Annotated in this window: 14 protein-coding genes and 2 pseudogenes; 3 read left to right on the plus strand and 13 right to left on the minus strand. The window is 73.6% G+C overall.

The window, feature by feature from the left end; genetic code table 11:
- Window positions 1–6 precede the first annotated feature (6 nt).
- From D6270_RS23565 to D6270_RS23590, 5 genes and pseudogenes are all read right to left on the minus strand, one after another.
- On the minus strand, window positions 7–1215 hold the full coding sequence (locus D6270_RS23565) for a C40 family peptidase (RefSeq protein WP_109163626.1): 1209 nt from the start codon (window positions 1213–1215) through the stop codon (window positions 7–9).
- Window positions 1216–1479: 264 nt separating this feature from the next.
- A pseudogene (locus D6270_RS33310) lies at window positions 1480–4571 on the minus strand (PQQ-binding-like beta-propeller repeat protein).
- Window positions 4572–4668: 97 nt separating this feature from the next.
- Window positions 4669–4932, minus strand: a complete 264-nt coding sequence (locus D6270_RS23580) for a DUF8847 domain-containing protein (RefSeq protein WP_109163624.1) — start codon at window positions 4930–4932, stop codon at window positions 4669–4671.
- A gap of 4 nt (window positions 4933–4936) precedes the next feature.
- Entirely contained in the window at window positions 4937–5836 is a 900-nt protein-coding gene (locus D6270_RS23585) for a TetR/AcrR family transcriptional regulator (protein ID WP_109163623.1), read from the minus strand.
- Between the two features lie 34 nt (window positions 5837–5870).
- Window positions 5871–6830 carry an AurF N-oxygenase family protein gene (locus D6270_RS23590; protein WP_109163622.1) on the minus strand — a complete coding sequence of 320 codons (960 nt, stop codon included), beginning with the start codon at window positions 6828–6830 and terminating at the stop codon, window positions 5871–5873.
- 252 nt (window positions 6831–7082) lie between these two features.
- On the opposite strand from D6270_RS23590, the gene D6270_RS23595 reads away from it, so the two are divergent.
- The gene (locus D6270_RS23595) at window positions 7083–8192 is read left to right on the plus strand and encodes a ferritin-like domain-containing protein (protein WP_109163621.1); all 1110 of its coding nucleotides are present in this window, start codon (window positions 7083–7085) and stop codon (window positions 8190–8192) included.
- Between the two features lie 115 nt (window positions 8193–8307).
- On the opposite strand, the gene D6270_RS23600 is transcribed toward D6270_RS23595, so the two are convergent.
- The 3 genes from D6270_RS23600 to D6270_RS23610 are packed head-to-tail and all read right to left on the minus strand — an operon-like array spanning window position 8308 to window position 10839.
- Entirely contained in the window at window positions 8308–9258 is a 951-nt protein-coding gene (locus D6270_RS23600; RefSeq protein WP_109167289.1) for a ferredoxin family protein, read from the minus strand.
- 10 nt (window positions 9259–9268) lie between these two features.
- On the minus strand, window positions 9269–10474 hold the full coding sequence (locus D6270_RS23605; protein WP_109163620.1) for a cupin domain-containing protein: 1206 nt from the start codon (window positions 10472–10474) through the stop codon (window positions 9269–9271).
- Entirely contained in the window at window positions 10471–10839 is a 369-nt protein-coding gene (locus D6270_RS23610; protein WP_151414715.1) for a BatC protein, read from the minus strand. The genes D6270_RS23605 and D6270_RS23610 overlap by 4 nt, the downstream gene beginning before the upstream one ends.
- Before the next feature lie 530 nt (window positions 10840–11369).
- Between D6270_RS23610 and D6270_RS34050 the strand changes: the two are divergent.
- Window positions 11370–11563: pseudogene (locus D6270_RS34050) on the plus strand (ADP-ribosylglycohydrolase family protein); the annotation flags it as partial.
- A gap of 102 nt (window positions 11564–11665) precedes the next feature.
- Window positions 11666–12544 carry a hypothetical protein gene (locus D6270_RS23620; RefSeq protein ID WP_109163619.1) on the plus strand — a complete coding sequence of 293 codons (879 nt, stop codon included), beginning with the start codon at window positions 11666–11668 and terminating at the stop codon, window positions 12542–12544.
- Window positions 12545–12670: 126 nt separating this feature from the next.
- On the opposite strand, the gene D6270_RS23625 is transcribed toward D6270_RS23620, so the two are convergent.
- From D6270_RS23625 to D6270_RS23645, 5 genes are all read right to left on the minus strand, one after another.
- Entirely contained in the window at window positions 12671–12907 is a 237-nt protein-coding gene (locus D6270_RS23625) for a DUF3291 domain-containing protein (protein ID WP_109163618.1), read from the minus strand.
- The gene (locus D6270_RS23630; RefSeq protein WP_109163617.1) at window positions 12904–13980 is read right to left on the minus strand and encodes an amidase family protein; all 1077 of its coding nucleotides are present in this window, start codon (window positions 13978–13980) and stop codon (window positions 12904–12906) included. Before D6270_RS23630 ends, D6270_RS23625 begins: the two co-directional genes overlap by 4 nt.
- Window positions 13981–14018: 38 nt before the next feature.
- Window positions 14019–15476: a penicillin-binding transpeptidase domain-containing protein gene (locus D6270_RS23635; protein WP_109163616.1), complete on the minus strand. Its 1458-nt coding sequence runs from the start codon at window positions 15474–15476 to the stop codon at window positions 14019–14021.
- Window positions 15473–16897, minus strand: coding sequence for an FtsW/RodA/SpoVE family cell cycle protein (locus D6270_RS23640; RefSeq protein WP_109163615.1), 1425 nt, complete (start codon window positions 16895–16897; stop codon window positions 15473–15475). Before D6270_RS23640 ends, D6270_RS23635 begins: the two co-directional genes overlap by 4 nt.
- 149 nt (window positions 16898–17046) lie before the next feature.
- On the minus strand, window positions 17047–17529 hold the full coding sequence (locus D6270_RS23645) for an SH3 domain-containing protein (RefSeq protein ID WP_109163614.1): 483 nt from the start codon (window positions 17527–17529) through the stop codon (window positions 17047–17049).
- Between the last annotated feature and the right edge of the window lie 32 nt (window positions 17530–17561).

Below are 17561 nucleotides of genomic sequence, written 5' to 3' on the forward strand. Positions count from 1 at the left end.
TCGGGCCTACTCGGCTGCCGCCTCCGCGCTGTAGCCGGTGTCCGAGCCGTCGCGGGCTCCCTCGGGGAGGCCGGGACGGGTGTACGTGGACAGCGGTACGCCGCCGGGGTCGGGGCGGACCGCGCCCAGCAGCGGGTTGGACGCCACCGGGGAGACCTTCACCTTCGTACCGGGGCGGGGGGCCTGCACCACCAGGCCGTCGCCGATGTACAGCGCCACGTGTGTCGCCTTCGGGAAGTAGATCACCAGGTCGCCGGGGCGCAGTGCGGAGACGGGCACCTTCGGGAGCTGCTTCCACTGCTCCTGCGAGGTCCGGGGGATGGGGCGGCCCGCCGCCGCCCAGGCCCGGGACGTGAGCCCGGAGCAGTCGAAGGAGCCGGGGCCCTCGGCGCCCCAGACGTACGGCTTGCCGATCTGCTCGATCGCGTACGTGATCGCGTCACCGCCCTGCCGGGTCGGCGGGCGCACCGAGCTGAGCGCCCCGGATGAGACCAGTTCGCGCTGGGCCGCCTCCACGCCCTGCTGCTCGAGGCCCGCCAGCTGGGCCATCTGCTCGGGCGAGAGCGTGGCCAGCAGCGTCTCCACCTGCTTCAGCTTGCCGCGTACGGTGTCGCGCTGCTGCTTCTGCCGCGCGGCCAGCTCCTTCTGCTGGTCGACCGCCTTGAGGGAGGCGGCCGCGAGGGCGTCGGCGCGGCGGGTGGCGTCGGTCAGGCGTTCCACCGTCGCCGCGCGGCCCGCCGCCACCCGTTCGATGACATGGCTCTGGTCCAGGGCGCGCAGGGGGTCCCGGGCCAGCAGCAGCTGGAGGTAGGCGGAGAAGTCGGTGCGGCCCTGGTACTGCTCCCGGGCCAGCCGTCCCGCGTCCCCCCGGCTGAGCTCCAGCGCGGCCCGGGCCTTGGCCAGCTCCGCGCCGACCTTCTTCGCCTGAGCGGTCCGCTGCTTCAGTTTCTCGGCGGTGGCGTTGTAGGTCTCGCTCGCCTCCTCCGCCTCCTGGTAGCGCTTCTGGAGCTCGCGTAGGAGGGTCGCCACGTTCGTGGGGGCCGTGGGGGCTTCGGGCGCTGCCAGGGCGGTTTCCGCGTCGACCTCCGGGGCGTCCTCCCCGGCTTCCGGGGACGGTACGGGGGTCGGTTCGTCCGGTGCGGCGGTGGCGGGGGAGACCGCGAGGGCCGTGGCGAGTGCGGCTGCGCAGACCGCGCGCAGGAGTCTGCCTGACACGACATCACCTCCGGGACGGAGACCGGGCCCGGAAGATGCAGGCCCGTCGGGATTCGGGCTCGTCCACCGGTGCAGGCGGGCGAGCTAATCCGATTAATCCGGTCAGTCGGTGTCAGGTGATGCAAGCACCGCACGGCGTGCCGCCCGGGGATGCCCCGGACGGCCGTAGCGACGGTGGGCGGTGCCGATGACGGCTGGTGCCGTCGGTGGGCGGTGCTGATGGCCGGTGGTGCCGGTGGTGGGCGTACCGAGGGAGGCTCCGGCTCAGGCCACCGGGAACGCGTAGAAGGACCTGTCCCGCTGGACGATGACGTTCCCGCCGACGGCGAGGGTCCGGTACGAGGCGCTCACCGTGGCCCCCTTCGGGTCGGCCACCCCGATGTCCTGGAACTTCCACAGTCGTTCCCCGTCGCCCGCCGAGAACGCGGTGACCTGGGTGGCGTCGGAGGCGAGCAGCGTCTTTCCGGTGCCGCTCAGCGTGAGGGAGGGGGCGTTGCCGATGCCCGGCACCTCCGTCGAACGCCGCCAGAGCAGGCGCCCGCTCTCCCGTTCCACCGCGCCGACCTGCTGGCTGCGCTCGGTGGTGTGGAGGAGCGGCCCGACCAGGAGCGGGGTGCCGAAGACCGAGCCCGCCGTGCCCGCGACCCGCCACAGCGGCTTGGCGGTGTCCGCGTCGAAGGACTGGAGATCCGCGCCGACCGCCGCGTAGAGAGTGCCGTCCTCGCCGCCCGTGACGGCGGCGTCGGGGGCGGCCGTGCCGTACTGCTTGGCCCACCGCAACGTGCCGGTCTGCTGGTCGAAGGAGCGGATGCTGCCCTTCCCCTTCGCCGCCTTGACCTCGGCCGCCGTCAGGGTGACCGCGTCCTGCCGCACGAGGAGATCAGCCGAGCGCTCAGCGACCACCCGGTACAGGGGGGTCCCGGGGGCACGGCCCGCCGGGACCGGCGTACGCCAGACCTCGGCGCGGCGGACGATGTCGTACGCGAAGAAGTACGCCTGGACGACCCGCTTGTCCGGCGCCTGCTTCTTGCCCTTCTTCGGCTTGGGGGCCTTCACGGTGACCGTGTGCGAACCGGTGAACCAGATGACGGGCCCGGACTGGCCCGCCAGCCGCCCGACCTGAAGGTCCGGCAGGTCGGTGAAGCCGTCCGCGTACCGCACGCGGTGCACGACCGCGCCGTCCTTCGGCGCGAGCCAGAGGAACTCCGTCGGGCTCGCCACGAAGCACAGGTCGCCGGCGGCCAGTGCCGTCTGGCCCCTGGCGGCGTCCGCGCGCTGCCAGACCCGCCTGCCGGTCCGCAGGTCGACGGCGCTCGCCTGGCTCTCGCTGGTCACCACCAGCAGGCGGTCCTGCCAGAGCGCGGTGGTCAGCGGGGAGGATTCGGAGGCCGGGTGGGAGTAGGTCCAGCGCGCCTCGGGGGGCTGGCCCGGGAGCGTACGGCGCGGCTTCGGCGCGGGCTTGTCGTCGGTGGCGGCCACGCTCTCCCCGCCGCCGATCGCGGCGACCGCCCCGCCGCCCACGACGAGCCCGCCGACCGCCGCGGCCGCGATGGCGATCAGGGTCCGGCGGCTGGTGGCGGAGCCGGGCGGAGGGGTGGGGGTGGGAGGAAGGGGCAGCGTCACCATGGGGGAGCCGCCGTTGCCGTTGCCCTGGTTGCCGCTGCTGCCCTGGCCCGTGGAGCCCGGGAGCGCCGCTGCCGGGTAGGGGGCGGGGCTGCCGTGGGTGTGGTGGTGGCCCGGTGCCGGAAGTCCGGGGGAGGCCGGGAGCTGGGGTACCGGCCGGGCCGGGCCCGGAGGGAGTGCGGCAGGGGTGTGGGGTGGGACCGGGGCCTGTGCCCGGGCCGGGGGAGTTCGTGGGGGAGGGCGAGCTGGGTGGTGGCGCGGTCGGACTGGGGCGGCTTGGGGCCGGTGTTGAGGAAGCGGGTGGTGCCCCGGTCCTCGGCGATGCCGCCGGTGGGGGTGTGGCCGGTCGCGTCGGCGTTGCCGGTGGTGGCGGGGCTGGCTGCCCTGATAATGCCGTCGTTCGTGTGCTCGCCTGCGCCGGTGCCGGGGGTGTCGCCGGTGATGGCCACAGCGCCCCTTGGGTCGGCCGGGGCCTGCTTGGCGGGTGCCTCGGCCGGTGCTCCTGCGGGTGCGCCGGCCGGTGTCCCTCCCGGCGCCTCGACCGGTGCGGCCACCGGTGTTCCGCCCGCCGCTACGCCGCCCGCTGCTTCGGCGACCCCGCCGGGCACCGCGTCCTCAGGCTCCGCGTCAACGGGCTCCCCGCCAGCCACCGCGTCCTCGGGCTTCTTGCCGGGCCGCGCGTCCTCGGGGGTGGCGGCGGCCGTGGCCTCGCGGTCCTCCGGCGCGGACGTCCCGCCGCCCGGTCCGGCGGCGGCAACGCCCCCGGCGGCAGCGGCACTCGCACCCGCCGTCCCGACCGCGTCGGCGTCCCCCTCCTCCGGGAAATCCCCCGGCACCTCCAGCGCCCGCACCCGCGCCTCCTGGTCCGCGACCGCCGCCGCGAGCCGTTCGGGGAGCCAGCCGCCCCGGGCCAGGCCCGCCGCGCCCTCCAGGGCCAGCTCGGCGGCGACCGTGCCGGCTGTCGGGCGCTCGGCCGGTTCCTTCGCCAGGCAGCCCGCGATCAGCTCGCGCAACTCCGCCGGTACGGCGTCCAGTTCGGGGTCGGCCTCGGCGATCCGGCGGGCGGCCTCCTCCGGCGGGCCCTCCGTGAACGGGGTCGTCCCCGTGGCCGCGTACGCCAGCAGCAGCCCCAGCACGAACAGGTCGGACGCCGTGCCGGCCTCCCTGCCCGCGACCTGCTCCGGCGTCAGGTAGCCCAGCCGGACCGAGAGCTGCCCGCCCGGCTTCGCCTCCGCCGAAGCGGCCGCGCCCAGCGGGCCGAACGCGGTGAGCCGGGGCCCGTCCCCGGCCAGCAGCACCGTGCCCGGCGCGAGCCCTTGGAGCGCGGAGCCGCCGGCGTGCACCCGGGACAGGATCTCGGCGATGCCCGCGCCCAGTATCCGCAGGGCGCGCTCCGGCAGCGGACCGGCGATGCCGATCGCCTCGGCCAGCGGCAGGGCGGGGACGTACTCCGTCGCGGTCCACAGGAGTTCGGGGTCGTCGGCCTCGCCGGTCTCCAGGGGCGGGGTCACCCAGCCGCCCGCGAGGCGTTCGGCGGTGCGGGCCTCGGACTGGAAGCGGCGCCGGAACGCGGGGACGGCGGCGAGCGCGGGGCGCGCGGCGGTGATCACGGCGAGCTCGCCGGTGGCGGTGTCCCGCGCCATGAACTGCACGGCGCTCGCGGCTTGTCGGAAGCGGGCCAGTGCGGTGAAGCGGCCGAAACGGCGTGGATCTTCCCTACGCAGCGCCTCCATGGCGCACCCCCCTTGTGACCGTCCTGCGGCACCCGAGTGACCCGTCCCTCGGCACCTGACCGCCGATCTTAGGGCCTGCGCCTCCGGAAGCGGGCGTTCAGGGCTTGGACCAGGGCCACTTGAGCGTGGGGCGCTTACGGCCGCCGGGGACGTACGCGTACACCCAGCCGCGCTGGAGCCCGAGCCGCTTGGTGTAGCCGGCCGGGACCCGCTCGTACGCGTACACGGTGGGCGGAGAGCCATCGGGGGAGGGAACGGGGACCTCGTACCACTTCGGCGGGTGGCCGGTCGGGCCGACCAGGACCGGCAGCACCCGGCCGTCCAGGGGACCGCCTCGGAAAGGGGTGTTCTCGCTCTTCACCCGGTCAGTCTGCCGCAGGGGCGTGCGGCAGCAGGTGCGCCGCCTCGGCGACGACCGGGATCACCAGCTCCGCCAGCCGTCCGGCCGGGCCCTCGGAGGTCTCCAGGGCGAGCAGGTCGCCTACCACCGAGGCGGTCTCCTCGTCGGTGGCGGCGGTCGCCGCGAGGAGGGCGATGAAGTGGTCGACCAGCCAGCCGCGCAGCTCGGCGGCCGGGGGCTGCTTCCCCTCGTCAAGCCAGATCAGGGAGGCCGCCTCGACGGCCGCGATCCAGCTGCGGACCATCATCCGCAGCCTCGGTCCGGCGCTCCGAGGCCCGGCGCTGTGAGGTCCGGCGCCGTGCGGTCCGGAGCTTGTAAGGCCGGTGTCCTGCGGTCCGGTGCTCTGGGGTCCGGTGTCCTGGGGTCCGGTGTCCGGCGCTCCGGCGCTCCGCGCACCGGCGACGCCGCCGATCCGGCCGAGGTGGCTGAGGATCTCCTCCGCCGCCGCCCGCCGGACGCCGTCCACGATGCTCGTCGTGCGGGAGGTCTCCACCACGCTGCCGCCGCGCAGCAGTGCGCTGAAGCCGGTGTCGTGCTCGTCGACGAAGCGGAGGTAGCGGTCCAGGACGCGGGCGACCCGCTCGGTGGGCGGGCCCACCGGCGGTTCGGCGAAGCAGAGCGTCAGCTCGTCGGCGGCGGAGCCGAGCGCGGCCTCGTACAACTGCTGCCGCCCGCCCGGGAAGTAGCGGTAGACCAGCGGCCGGGAGACCCCGGCCGCCACCGCCACCTCGTCCAGCGAGACGTCGTCGGGGGCCCGGTGGGCGAAGAGGCCGAGCGCCGCGACCAGGAGCTGGGCGCGGCGCTCCTCGACACTGAGCCTGCGGTACGCGCGGGGCGGCGGCGGGGCTGCGGCGGTGGACGTCATGCCATCGAGCCTAAAGCCTCCGGTCCGCACGGCCTCAGGCCAGCAGCCCTGAGCGCCGCCACAGCCTGCGGCTGACGCCGTTCAGCAGCCCGATGTCGTCGAAGAAGTCCGTGAGCCGCCGGGAGCCGGTCTGCATGACCTCCGTGCGGTGGCCGCTCGCCTTCACCTGGGCGACGGCCTCGCGGCGGTCCAGGCCGACGTTCTCGTACACCTGCGGGTTGACGAAGCAGATGGAGAAGACCCGGGCCGCCTCGCCGCAGCTGACCTTGGTGAGTTCGCGCTCCCAGCGCGGGGCGGTCACCATCTGGCGGCGCAGCTCCTCCCGGGCGTACCGGACGTGCCGGGCCTCCTCGATGACATGGATACGGGTCACGCCGCGCACCAGCGTCTGCACCCGGTCGTCCGGGAAGGTCAGCCGCTGCATCCAGTCGAGGATCTCCTCGCCGAGCAGGGTCGCGGCGAACGAACCGGGCGTGGTGGAGACGGTCTTCAGGACCCGGGCCAGGTTGTGGTAGACGCGCGGCACCTCGTACGCCGGGGCGCCGCCCCAGTCGATCATGCGGCCGAACATCATCGAGTGGCGGCACTCGTCGGCTATCTCGGTGAGGGCGTAGCGGACGTGGTTGCTGGTGACGGGCTTGTCGTAGACGTGCCGGACCAGCAGCTGCATCAGGATGATCTCGAACCAGATGCCGAGCGAGGCGAGCGCGGCGCCTTCGTGCCGGGAGAGGTCGAGGCGCTGCTCCTCGGACATCCGGTGCCACATCGGGGTGTCGTAGAGCGAGAGCAGCTCCGGCGGCCAGAACCACTTGCCCTCCTCGACGGCCGAGTCCCAGTCGAGTTCGGTGTCCGGGTCGAAGGAGTGCTTGGCCGAGGATTCGAGCAGCCGCGCGGCGATCTGCTCGCGGTCGCGGAGCGGGCCGAGGGCGTCGCGGAGCACGGTCGCAGCGCGATCGGTCGCGGGCGTTGTCGCTGGCGTCGTCACGGGCGTCATGGCGGGAGCACCTCACAGGCACGGGGGTTGCCGGGCACGGAAGTTACCGGCGGTCACCCTTTATGAGACTCCTTGTCAGCAAGGCCGTCAATCCCCTGGGCAGGAGTACGACGGACTTGTTGACCCGTTGTCCACCACCGTGTGAACCTGCGAAGGGAGGCGGCGGGCGGTCGCGCTCAACTGCCTTCGGTTCCAGGGAACTTGTCAGGACCTGCCAAGCCGTTCGAGTCAGTCGAGGCGAAGGAGCCGTCCGTGTCCACCCATGACCTCTACACCACCCCGCCGGCCGAACCGCTCTGGCAGGTCCCCGCCACCGGGGCCGCCCGGTTCAGCTGGGACTACGACGACGGCCGTGAACGTCTCCTCGCCCTCTACCAGAAGGGCAAGGACAAGCAGTGGGACGGCAACAAACGTATCGACTGGTCGCAGGAGGTCGACCCCACCGACCCGCTCGGCACCCCCGACGAGGCGCTCACGCTCTACGGCACCCCGCACTGGGCCAAGATGACGGACAAGGACCGGGGCGAGCTGCGCAAGCACTACACCTCCTGGCAGTTCAGCCAGTTCCTCCACGGCGAGCAGGGTGCGATGGTCTGCGCGGCCAGGATCGTGGAGTCCGTGCCCGACCTGGACGCCAAGTTCTACTCCGCCACCCAGACCATGGACGAGGCCCGGCACGCGGAGATATACGGCCGCTTCCTGCACGAGAAGATCGGCATGCTCTACCCGGTCAACGACAACCTCCAGGGCCTGCTCGGCGACACCCTGCGCGACTCCCGCTGGGACATGCCGTACCTGGGGATGCAGGTCCTCATAGAGGGCCTGGCGCTCGCCGCGTTCGGGATGATCCGCGACACGACCACCAAGCCGCTGCCCAAGCAGATCCTCGCGTACGTCATGCAGGACGAGGCCCGGCACGTCGCCTTCGGGCGGATGGCGCTGCGCGACTACTACAAGCAGCTGAGCGACGCCGAGCTGCGCGAACGCGAGGAGTTCGTCATCGACGGCTGCTACCTGATGCGCGACCGGCTCAGCGGCGTCGAGGTGCTGGAGAACTTCGGCATCGGCAAGCAGGAGGCGAAGGAGCTGTCGGAACACTCCGACTTCCTCCGGCTCTTCCGCAAGCTCCTGTTCAGCCGGATCGTCCCGTGCGTCAAGGACATCGGCCTGTGGGGGCCCCGGCTCCAGAAGGCGTACGTCGACATGGGCGTCCTGGAACTCGGCGATTCCAACCTGGACCTGCTCATGTCCCAGGACGAGGAGATAGCCGAGGAACTGGACCGCGAACGCTTCGCCGCCGAGGAGGAGGCCCGGGTGGCGGAGGTCGCGGAGGCGATCGGCGAGGGACGGGAGGCGGCCTGAGGCGATCCGGATCGGGCCGGTGCCTCGGTCGCAGGGTGCCCCTCCCCGCCAGGGTGCCACTGCAAGGTGCCCCTGCCCGCCAGGGTGCCCGTCGGACCGGCTGCCAGGGTGCCTTTCAGGCCGGCCGGATCGAGACGGCGTCGTAGACCACGGCCGAACTCGTCGCCGGGCCCCGGCAGGTCAGCCGGTTCTGGGGCGTACGCCGGGCCCGTACCTCGACGTCGACGGCGGCCGGACCGGGCGGGCGGCCGGTGACCCGGATCTGCCAGCCGTCTTCGTCGCGGAGCGTCCGGGCGACCGCGTAGTCGTGCCGGCCCGCCGGGCCGAAGCGGCCGAGCACGGCCGCGACGGCGGCCTGCTGCGGCGGGAACAGATCGGTGTACCCGCGTAGGTGCTCGGCGCGGACACGGCCGGCCAGGTGCTCCCCGACCACCGCGACGGACGAACCGGCATCGAGGTTCCCGTAGTAGACGCCGTCGGGCACGACGACGACGTTGGCGGCGAACCGGTCCCCGCCCACATGCGTGCACTCCCACACCAGCTCCGGCCAGCGCTCGCTCAGGGCGCGCCCCACGGGCCGTCCGCGTACGGCACAGCAGGCGTCGTGGAGACCGTGCGCACAGACGAGGACGACGGGCCGGCCGCCCCACTCCTCGGGGGCATCGAGGGAGGCGGTACCGAAGGCGGGGGCTTTGAGGTCGGGGGCGTCGGGGGTGTCGAGGGCCTGGACGATCTGTGTCAGCTCCTCGTCGCGGTCCCATGTGCCCCAGCGCTGGCGGTGGGCGCCGGTGCCGTCGTAGCGCAGAACGGCCCAGCGCGGTGGGCCCTGGTGATGCTGGCGGCCGTGGCGCCGTACGAGCAGGACGCGGGCCCGTGCCGCCTGGGCGGCGGCGAACACGAGCGCCTTGGTCCCGGGCTCCAGGGCGAGGCCGTCGAAGCCGTTGGCCGGCCAGCCGCCCCGGTACTCGATGAGGATCCAGGCGGTGCCGTGCGGAGCCGTGCCCACCATCGAGTCGCCGCGCGCGCGGGCGGCGTCCGCGCAGAAGAACCGTCCTGTCGTGGTCACCGCGACCGGGTCACTCTCCGGCGGGCACGAGCACGCCCGCGCGCAGCAGTCGCCCGGCGAGCGCGACACCGAGGTCACCGGCGGTGCGGCTCTCGCCGTCCAGCAGGCGGGACACGGCCGGCAGGTCGGCCTCCGGGAAGTCCAGCCAGCCGACGCGGGTGGTCAGGCGCGGGCCCTCCAGCCGTGCTTCCAGCGCCGCTCGGAGCCGTACGGGAGTGTCCGGGCCGAGATCGCCGACGGCGGCGAGCTGGGCCAGTGGCCCCAGCGGTGCGGGGCGTGCCTGTCCTCGCCGGGCCCGGTGGAAGAGCGGGGCGGAGTCGGCCTCGGCGACGGCGGTGAGGAGGTGGTCGCGGACCAGGTCGATCTCGCCCGTCGGGCCGTCCACGCCCAGGGGGAGGGTGCTCCGCATCCGGGGGTCGTCGCGCAGTGCGGCGAGGGCCGCCTGCGCGAGCTGTTCGGCCAGTGCGTACCGCGTCCAGGTGTGGATCCCCAGCGTCACATGGACGGAGACCCCGCCCTGCGCCTCGGCCCCGTGCAGCCAGCCCCGGGGCAGATAGAGGACGTCGCCGGGCGCCAGCACGGTGTCGAGGTGGGCCTCGCCCCGCGCGGCCTCGGCGACGGCGGACCGGCGGTCCGTCCAGGGCTGGTCGCGCAGCGGATCGGGGTGTACGGGGTCGTGGACGAGCCAGCGCTTCGTGCCCTCGATCTGGAGGACGAAGACGTCGTGTACGTCGTAGTGGGCGTCGAACCCCCGGTTCTGCGGCGGCGTGACATAGGCGTTGGCCTGCACCGGATGCCCCAGCTCCGCGCTCAGCCGGGCGGTGAGTTCCGCCACCGGCTCCCAGGTGCGCTGGAGCGCCTGGAGCACGAGCGTGGCGCCGTCGGCGAAGGCACGCCACAGCGCCGTGTCGTCGAGTTGGTCGGCGATGGTCGCTCCGACACCGGCCGGCGAGGTGAACCCCGATGCGGGGAGGGTGGCACCGTCCTTGGCGACGCGGAGAAAGGGGGTACGCAGGCCGCGGCGCGAGATCAGTTCGTCAACGGCGGCCGACGAGAACAGGTCGGAGAAATCGCTCGCGCCACGTGTGAGCAGCGGCTTCCGGGCCCAGACGTCGCGGGCGAACACGTCCGTGCCCATCCTGGTCAGACGCGTCTCCAGGACCCCGGCGTCCGGTGCGGCGCCGACGTCCTGGAGCGTGGTTCGGGACGTGCTCAAGAGCGGCTGCCGGACTGATCCGCCCCGCCGTCCGCACCTCCGTCGGCGCCGCCGTCGTGGACGCCCGGGGTGCCGGCAGCTCCGCCGTCGGCCGGGCCCTCGGCTCCGCCGTCCGCACCTCCGTCATGGACGCCCGGTGTCCCGGCCGCTCCGCCGTCGGCCGGACCTTCGGCCCCGCCGTCCGCGCCCCCGTCCGCACCGCCGTCGTGAACGCCCGGGGTGCCGGCGGCTCCGCCGTCCGCGGGCCCTTCGGCTCCGCCGTCCGCGCCCCCGTCGGCGCCGCCGTCGTGGACGCCGGGGGTGCCGGCCGCTCCGCCGTCCGCGGGGCCTTCCTGCTGGTTCGGGTCCTGTTCGGGGTTGGCCATCATTCCTCCTGTGGGTAAAAGGCTGAGAACCGGGCTCCGTGGGCGAAGCCCCTCATCACCGTATCGCCGCAGGGCGGAAGCAACGATTCGAGCGCCGGGAAGTCGGGGAATGTCGGGGGAATAGGGTGACGCGACCGGGATTCGCCGCCGACGGGGCCGGGGACAAGCCGACCAGGGGAAATGGTCCACGGAACGCGCTCGCCCAAGGCGCAACCGGCGGCGGGACGAGGCACTGGCGATGCCCGCGGAGAATGCCGTAGGGAAGCATCCGGGAAAACGCGGGAAAGTGCCGAGGCGAAGTGTGGCGGATTTCCGGCGGGCCCGCACATCACGATCGGCCATTTTCCCGCGCTGTCGATATTCGATGTACGCCGACGGGTCCGGCGGCACGATGGCCGGTATGACGACCAACCCGCCCCCAGCCACCGCCGCCCGCCGCAGCCTCGAAGCGCTCGCGCTCGGCGACGCGTTCGGGGAGCGGTGGTTCCCCCTCCTCCGTGAACGCCGTCAGGCGGAGAACGAGATCCGGCGACGGCGCCGTGCCCTTCGCCCCGTGGACGGCCGCCCGCCACCGGGCTACCTGGCGGCGGCGCTCCGGGCGACGGCCGAGGGGTTCAGTGGTGTGGACACCACCTGTGCCATCACCGGCGGGGTGGTCGGGGCGGCGACCGGGACGGCCGGGGCGCCGGGGGAAGGGCTCCGCAGGCGTGAGCCGTTGGGGTGAGGGGGAGCGGTCGGCGCCCGGCCGCCGGGGGAATTGTCCCGACCCGGTACCGATGTCCGTCGCGTCGAAATTCCGTTCGCAAACGTGTCGTACCGTGAGCGCATGACCACCCCGCCTCAGCCGCCGCAGGGCCCCTACGGGCCGCCCCAGCACCCGCAGCCGAACCCCTACGGCCCGCCGCCCGCCGCCGCTCCCGGGGTCCCGCCGCAGCAGCCGCCCTACGGCTACCCGCAGCAGCCTCCGGCCCCGCCCCAGCAGGGCGGCTGGGGCGCGCAGCCGGGGTGGGGGCAGCAGCCCGGCATACCGGGCGGAGGCGGCTGGCCGCCGCAGGGGCCGGGGGCGCAGCCGCCCCGGAAGAAGCGGACCGGGCTGATCGTCGGGATCGTGGTCGGTGCGGTGGCGCTGGCGGGCGGAATCGCCTTCGGGGTCTCCCAGCTGGTCGGGAAGACCGCCGACGCGGCGTTCCCGGAGGCCAGGTACAAGCTCGTCCTGGAACAGAAGCTGCTGGACGGCGAGTTCACCCTGGCCCAGGACCTGTCCTCGACCGAGGGCAAGAAGATCGAGAAGATGTACGACCCCACGGTCCGGGACGCGAAGGCCGTGGTCGGTCAGTACAGCTCGGCCAAGGGCGGGGCGCTGGTCATCTCCGGGATGTACGGGAAGTTCACCAGCCCGGAGGTGATGACCGGCAAGATGATGGACGGCGGGGCCGCCGGGGACGGTGCGACCGTCGTCGTACCGCCCAAGAAGTTCACTCCCGCCGGGTACGACATCACGCTGGAGTGCCAGGTGCTCCAGTCGGGCAAGAGCGGGGTCAAGGCCAACATTCCGATGTGCGCCTGGGGTGACGAGAACACGGGGGTGTCCGTGGGGATCATCCGCGCCGAGACCGCCCTCAAGGACGCCGCGTCGATCGACCTGGAGGCGGCCGCGGCCGAGACCGCCGAGATCCGCCAGGAGATCCGCCAGCCGATCGGCTGACCGGCGTCGGCCCGGGGCGTCGCGCGTAGGCCGGTACACAGCCCGCCCGCCCGCGAGACCCCGCGGGCCGGCGCACAGCCCACCGGCCGCGACCCAGGCCACCCGCCCCCAACACGCACCCACGGGTCACCGCACCCCAGCCGGCGCCGGGAAGCGGGTGCGCGAGGTGAACGCCCGTTCCGCCGGGCCGTGTTCACGCAGGTGCAGCAGCCGCTCCTCCGCGTCCGCGACCGCGTTCACCGAGTCCAGTCCGTCGACGAAGTCCCTCAACTCCGGTGAATCCAGCGGGAATCTGAGCCGGGCGATGTTCACCTGCGCCAACGCGTGTCCTGCGTCGTCCGTCTGGACCCCGATGGACGTCATGGCCGGACGGTAGGTAGGGAGTTCTCCACCGCGCGGGCCATTCCGAGCAGCGAGACGTCCGCCCCGCGCGCCGCGACCAGGTGGAGCCCCACCGGGCAGCCGTCCCCGGTGAACCCGGCGGGCAGGCTCGCCGCCGGGTGGCCACTCAGATTGAACGCCCAGGTCAGGGCGGTGGAGTAGACGTCGCCCGGGCCCTCGTGCCCGTGCGGCCGGTTCGGGGTGACCGGGGTCAGCAGCAGGGGCGCGGCGGCGAAGAGGTGATCCAGCCGCTCGTCGTTCGCCCGCCGGACCGCCACCGCTCCCGGGTCCCCGGGCGACCCGCCCCGTACCGCCTGCCAGGCCCCCGCCGGATCGAGGAGCACACACGCGGCGTCCAGCAGGCGTACGGTCCCCGCCGCGACCAGCCGGTCCACCGCACCCCGGACGACGGCCGCCACCTCCGGGTCCACGTCCGCGAACCCCAGGTTCTCGCTGTACACGGCAGCCAGGGGCAGGGAAGGGGCGGCGGGCTCCTCGTATCCGGGCAGCACATGGCGTACGTACCGCTCCGCGGCCGCCGCCGACCGGGCCAGCACCCCCGCTGACGCCAGCCCCGAGCGGTCCGGGGACGGAAGCAGCCCGTTCGTCGTCCTCAGCCCGAACACCCCGCACCACGCGGCCGGGATGCGGACCGACCCGGCCCCGTCGCTGCCCGTCGCCAGCTCCACCATCCCCGCCGCCACCGCGACCGCCGAGCCCGCCGAGGAACCGCCGGGCGTACGGTCCGCCCGCCACGGGTTGACCGTACGGCCGTGGGCGCCCTGGCCCCAGGTCTGCCAGTAGGTGCCGGGCCCGGGCACCGAGGTGGCGCCGACCGGGACCCCGCCCGCCGCGATCAGCCGGCGGGCCGCGTACGAGCGGATGCCGGAAGGTCCCTTCACGGCGAACGGCAGCCCGCGCAGGGGGAGTTCGAGCGCCACCCGCTCACGGGCGAGGGCCTCATCGGGCCAGACCTCGGTGAACGCGTTGAGCGCCGGGTCCAGTCGGGCGATCCGCTCCAGGGCCCGCGCCACGGTGGACGGTGACCTCGTCATGGGCCCACTCTCCCTCGAACCACCACGCGCCCGGCCCCTCACCCCTCCAGCGCCGCCTCCATCACCGCCCGGGCGATCGGGGCCGCGCTGCCACCGCCGCTGATGTCCGCCCGGTCCGCCGCCGCGTCCTCCACCACCACGGCCACCGCGACGGCCGGGCGGCCGGAGTCCGGAGCCTGGGCCCAGGAGATGAACCAGGCGTACGGGAGACCGGAGTTGTCCACGCCGTGCTGCGCGGTGCCGGTCTTGCCGCCGACCGTCACCCCGTCGATCGCCGCGTTCGACCCGGTGCCGTTCTCCACCACGTCGACCATCATCCGCTGGAGCTGCACCGCCGTGGAAGGGCTCATCGCACGCTGGTAGGAGCGCGGCCCCTCCTGCTGGACCGTGTCCCCGTCGGCGGCGGTCAACCGGTCCACCAGATACGGGTGGCGCAGGTCGCCGCCGTTGGCCACCGCCGCCGCCACCATCGCCATCTGGAGCGGGGTCGCGGTCGTGTTGAACTGGCCGATCGAGGAGAGCGCGAGCTGGTCCTCGCTCATGTCGGTGTCGAAGTTGCTCCGCGCCACCCCGGAGGGGATGCGCAGCCCGGTCTCGTTGAAGCCGAAGTGCCCGGCCGCCTCCACCATCCCTGCCAGCCCCACCCGCACTCCCAGATGGGCCATCACCGTGTTGCAGGAGACCCGGATCGCGTCGGCCAGCGAGGCCTTCTCGCAGCCGCGCGCCTCGTTGGGCAGAACGGTCCGCGTGTTCGGCAGCACATACGGCGACGGGGTGTCCGTGGCCGCGTCCGGGTCCTTCACCACCCGGGCGTCCAGCGCTGCCGCCGCCGTCACGATCTTGAAGGTGGAGCCCGGCGGATAGGTCTGCCGGATGGCCCGGTTGAGCATCGGCAGGCTCTTGGCCGCGTTGAGCCGGGTCCACGCGTCGGTGACCGCCGGACCGGTGCCGGAGAGCCGTTCGGGGTCGTACGAGGGGGTCGAGACCAGCGCCAGGATCTTTCCCGTCGACGGCTCCAGGGCGGCGACCGCCCCCCGCCGCCCGCTCAGCCCGGCGTACGCGGCGCGCTGCATCGACTCCTTGACCGTCGTGACGACGTTGCCGCCCGGCTGCCGGCCCCGGGTGAACTCGTTCCAGAAGGGGAGAGGGGCCAGCAGCGAGTCCGTCCCCGACAGGACGCCGTCCTCGGCGTTCTCCAGCAGCGTGGTGCCGTACGTCTGCGAGGCGTACCCGGTCACCGGCGCGTACAGCGGGCCGTGCAGATAGGTGCGCTCGAAGCTGAGCTGCTCGCCGGTCTCCTTGCTGCCGGTCACGGCCCGGTCACCGACCAGGATGTTGCCGCGCGGCTGGTCGTAACGGGCGATGGTGGTACGCCGGTTGGCCGGGTTGCCGTCCAGCTCGTCGGCCTCGAAGAGCTGGACGCGGGCCGCGTTGACGAGCAGCGCCACGAGCAGCAGCAGACAGAAGGCGGCGGCCCGCCGGATGTAGCGGATCACCGGTCCTCCTCCAGGGGGCCGGCGGGCTTCACGGACCCCACGGGCCCCCCGGGGTCCGCGGCGCTCGCGATGACCCCGGTCTCCACATGCCCGGGCTCCGGTCTGCGCGAGACGTGGCTGAGCCGGATCAGCAGGGCCACGATGATCCAGTTGGTGACGACGGACGAGCCGCCCTGCGCCAGGAACGGCATCGCCATCCCGGTCAGCGGGATCAGCCCCATCACCCCGCCCGCGATCACGAAGACCTGGAGCGCCAGGATCGAGGAGAGGCCGATCGCCAGCAGCCGGCCGAACGGGTCGCGCAGGGCGAGCCCGGCCCGGTAGCCGCGCGCCACCAGTAGCGCGTACAGCAGGAAGATGGCGGTCAGACCGCTCAGCCCCAGCTCCTCGCCCGCCGTGGCCAGGATGAAGTCGGACTTGGCGGCGAAGCCGATGAGGATGGAGTGGCCCGCCCCGAGCCCGGTCCCGAGCATGCCGCCCGCCGCGAACGCGAAGAGCGACTGGGCGAGTTGGCCAGGGCCCCGCCCGGCGTCGATCGAGGCGAACGGGGCCAGCCAGTCCTGTACCCGGCTGTGCACATGCGGCTCGAACGACCCGACGACGAACGCCCCGACGGCGGCCAGCAGCAGCCCGACGGCGATCCAGCCGGTCCGGCCGGTCGCCACGTACAGCATGATCACGAAGATCCCGAAGAAGAGCAGCGAGGTGCCGAGGTCCCGCTCCAGCACCAGCACCCCCACGCTGAGCAGCCAGATCGCCACGAGGGGGCCGAGCACCCGGCCGGTGGGCAGTTGCAGCTTCCAGAACGTGCGGCCGGTGTACGCGAGCGCGTTGCGGTTGGCGGCGAGATAGGCGGCGAAGAAGACCGCGAGCAGGATCTTGGCGAACTCGCCCGGCTGGAAGGAGAGTCCGCCGATCCGGATCCAGATCTTCGCCCCGTTCACCGCCGGGAAGAAGATCGGCACGATCATCAGGACGAGCGCGGTGGCGACCGAGAGGTACGCGTAGCGCTGGAGCACCCGGTGGTCGCGCAGCAGCACCACGACGACGGTGAACAGCGCCACCCCGAGCGTCGACCAGATCAGCTGGGTGGGGGCGGCCTGGTCGCGCGGGGTCTCCAGGTCGAGGCGGTAGATCAGCACGAGGCCGAGCCCGTTGAGCAGGACGGCGATCGGCAGCAGCAGCGGATCGGCGTACGGGGCCCGGAAGCGGACCGCGACATGGGCCAGCAGGGCGAGCGTGCCCAGCCCGGCGCCGTAACCGGCGACATCGGGGGGCACCGCCCCGTCGTGGGCGAGGCCGACGGCCGCGTAACCGTAGACGGAGATGAGGACGGCCCCGATGAGGAGCGAGAGCTCGACCCCACGCCGTCTGGGCAGGCGGAGCTCGGGCGGGGGAGCGTCCGCCGTCGTTGCGGTCATGGACCGCAACGTAGCAAGAGGTGCGGCGTATTTCCCTTATGTCATAGTGCCCGCCGCCATGTCACCGTGCCCGCAGCCCCTGCCGTGGCGCGCGTCCGCCCGGGGAGCCACCGGCTCCCCGGGCGGACAGGGCCTGCTGGGCGGGGCCGTCAGCAGAAGCGCGGCGCCGCGCCGATGTTCTCGATGTAGCGGGCCGAGCCCCACGCCCACGTGCCGTCGGTCAGCAGGTACCAGCGGTTGTTGCCGTCGACGTTGTCGCCCGTGGTCTTGCAGAAGATGTCGACCACCGTGCCGTACTTCACCGAGCCCACGACCCGGCTGCTGCGGGTCGGCCGGTCGCGGAGCAGCAGGTTCGGGCTGGCGATGACCCGGCCCTTGTAGGTCCGCTTGGGCGACTGGGGCTGGGCCTGGTTCTGCGCCTGCGCCTCCTGGCGGGCCTCGTGCTCGCGCTGGAGGGCCGAGGCGGAGAGCTCGTCGGAGGCCGGGGCCGAGGTGGCGGGCTGGTCCCGGTGGTCGACGGGGTGGGGGTCCGCCGCCAGAGCGGGAGCGGCGGCCGTGACCGCCACGAGGGCGCCGGTGGCGACGCAGAGACCGATCCGGCGGGACCGCGACGGGCGGGACAGGGGGGACATGCTGCCTCCAGGAAAAGGAAGGGGGGACCGTG

It is taken from the genome of Streptomyces griseus subsp. griseus (genome assembly GCF_003610995.1).
Classification (GTDB): Bacteria; Actinomycetota; Actinomycetes; order Streptomycetales; family Streptomycetaceae; genus Streptomyces.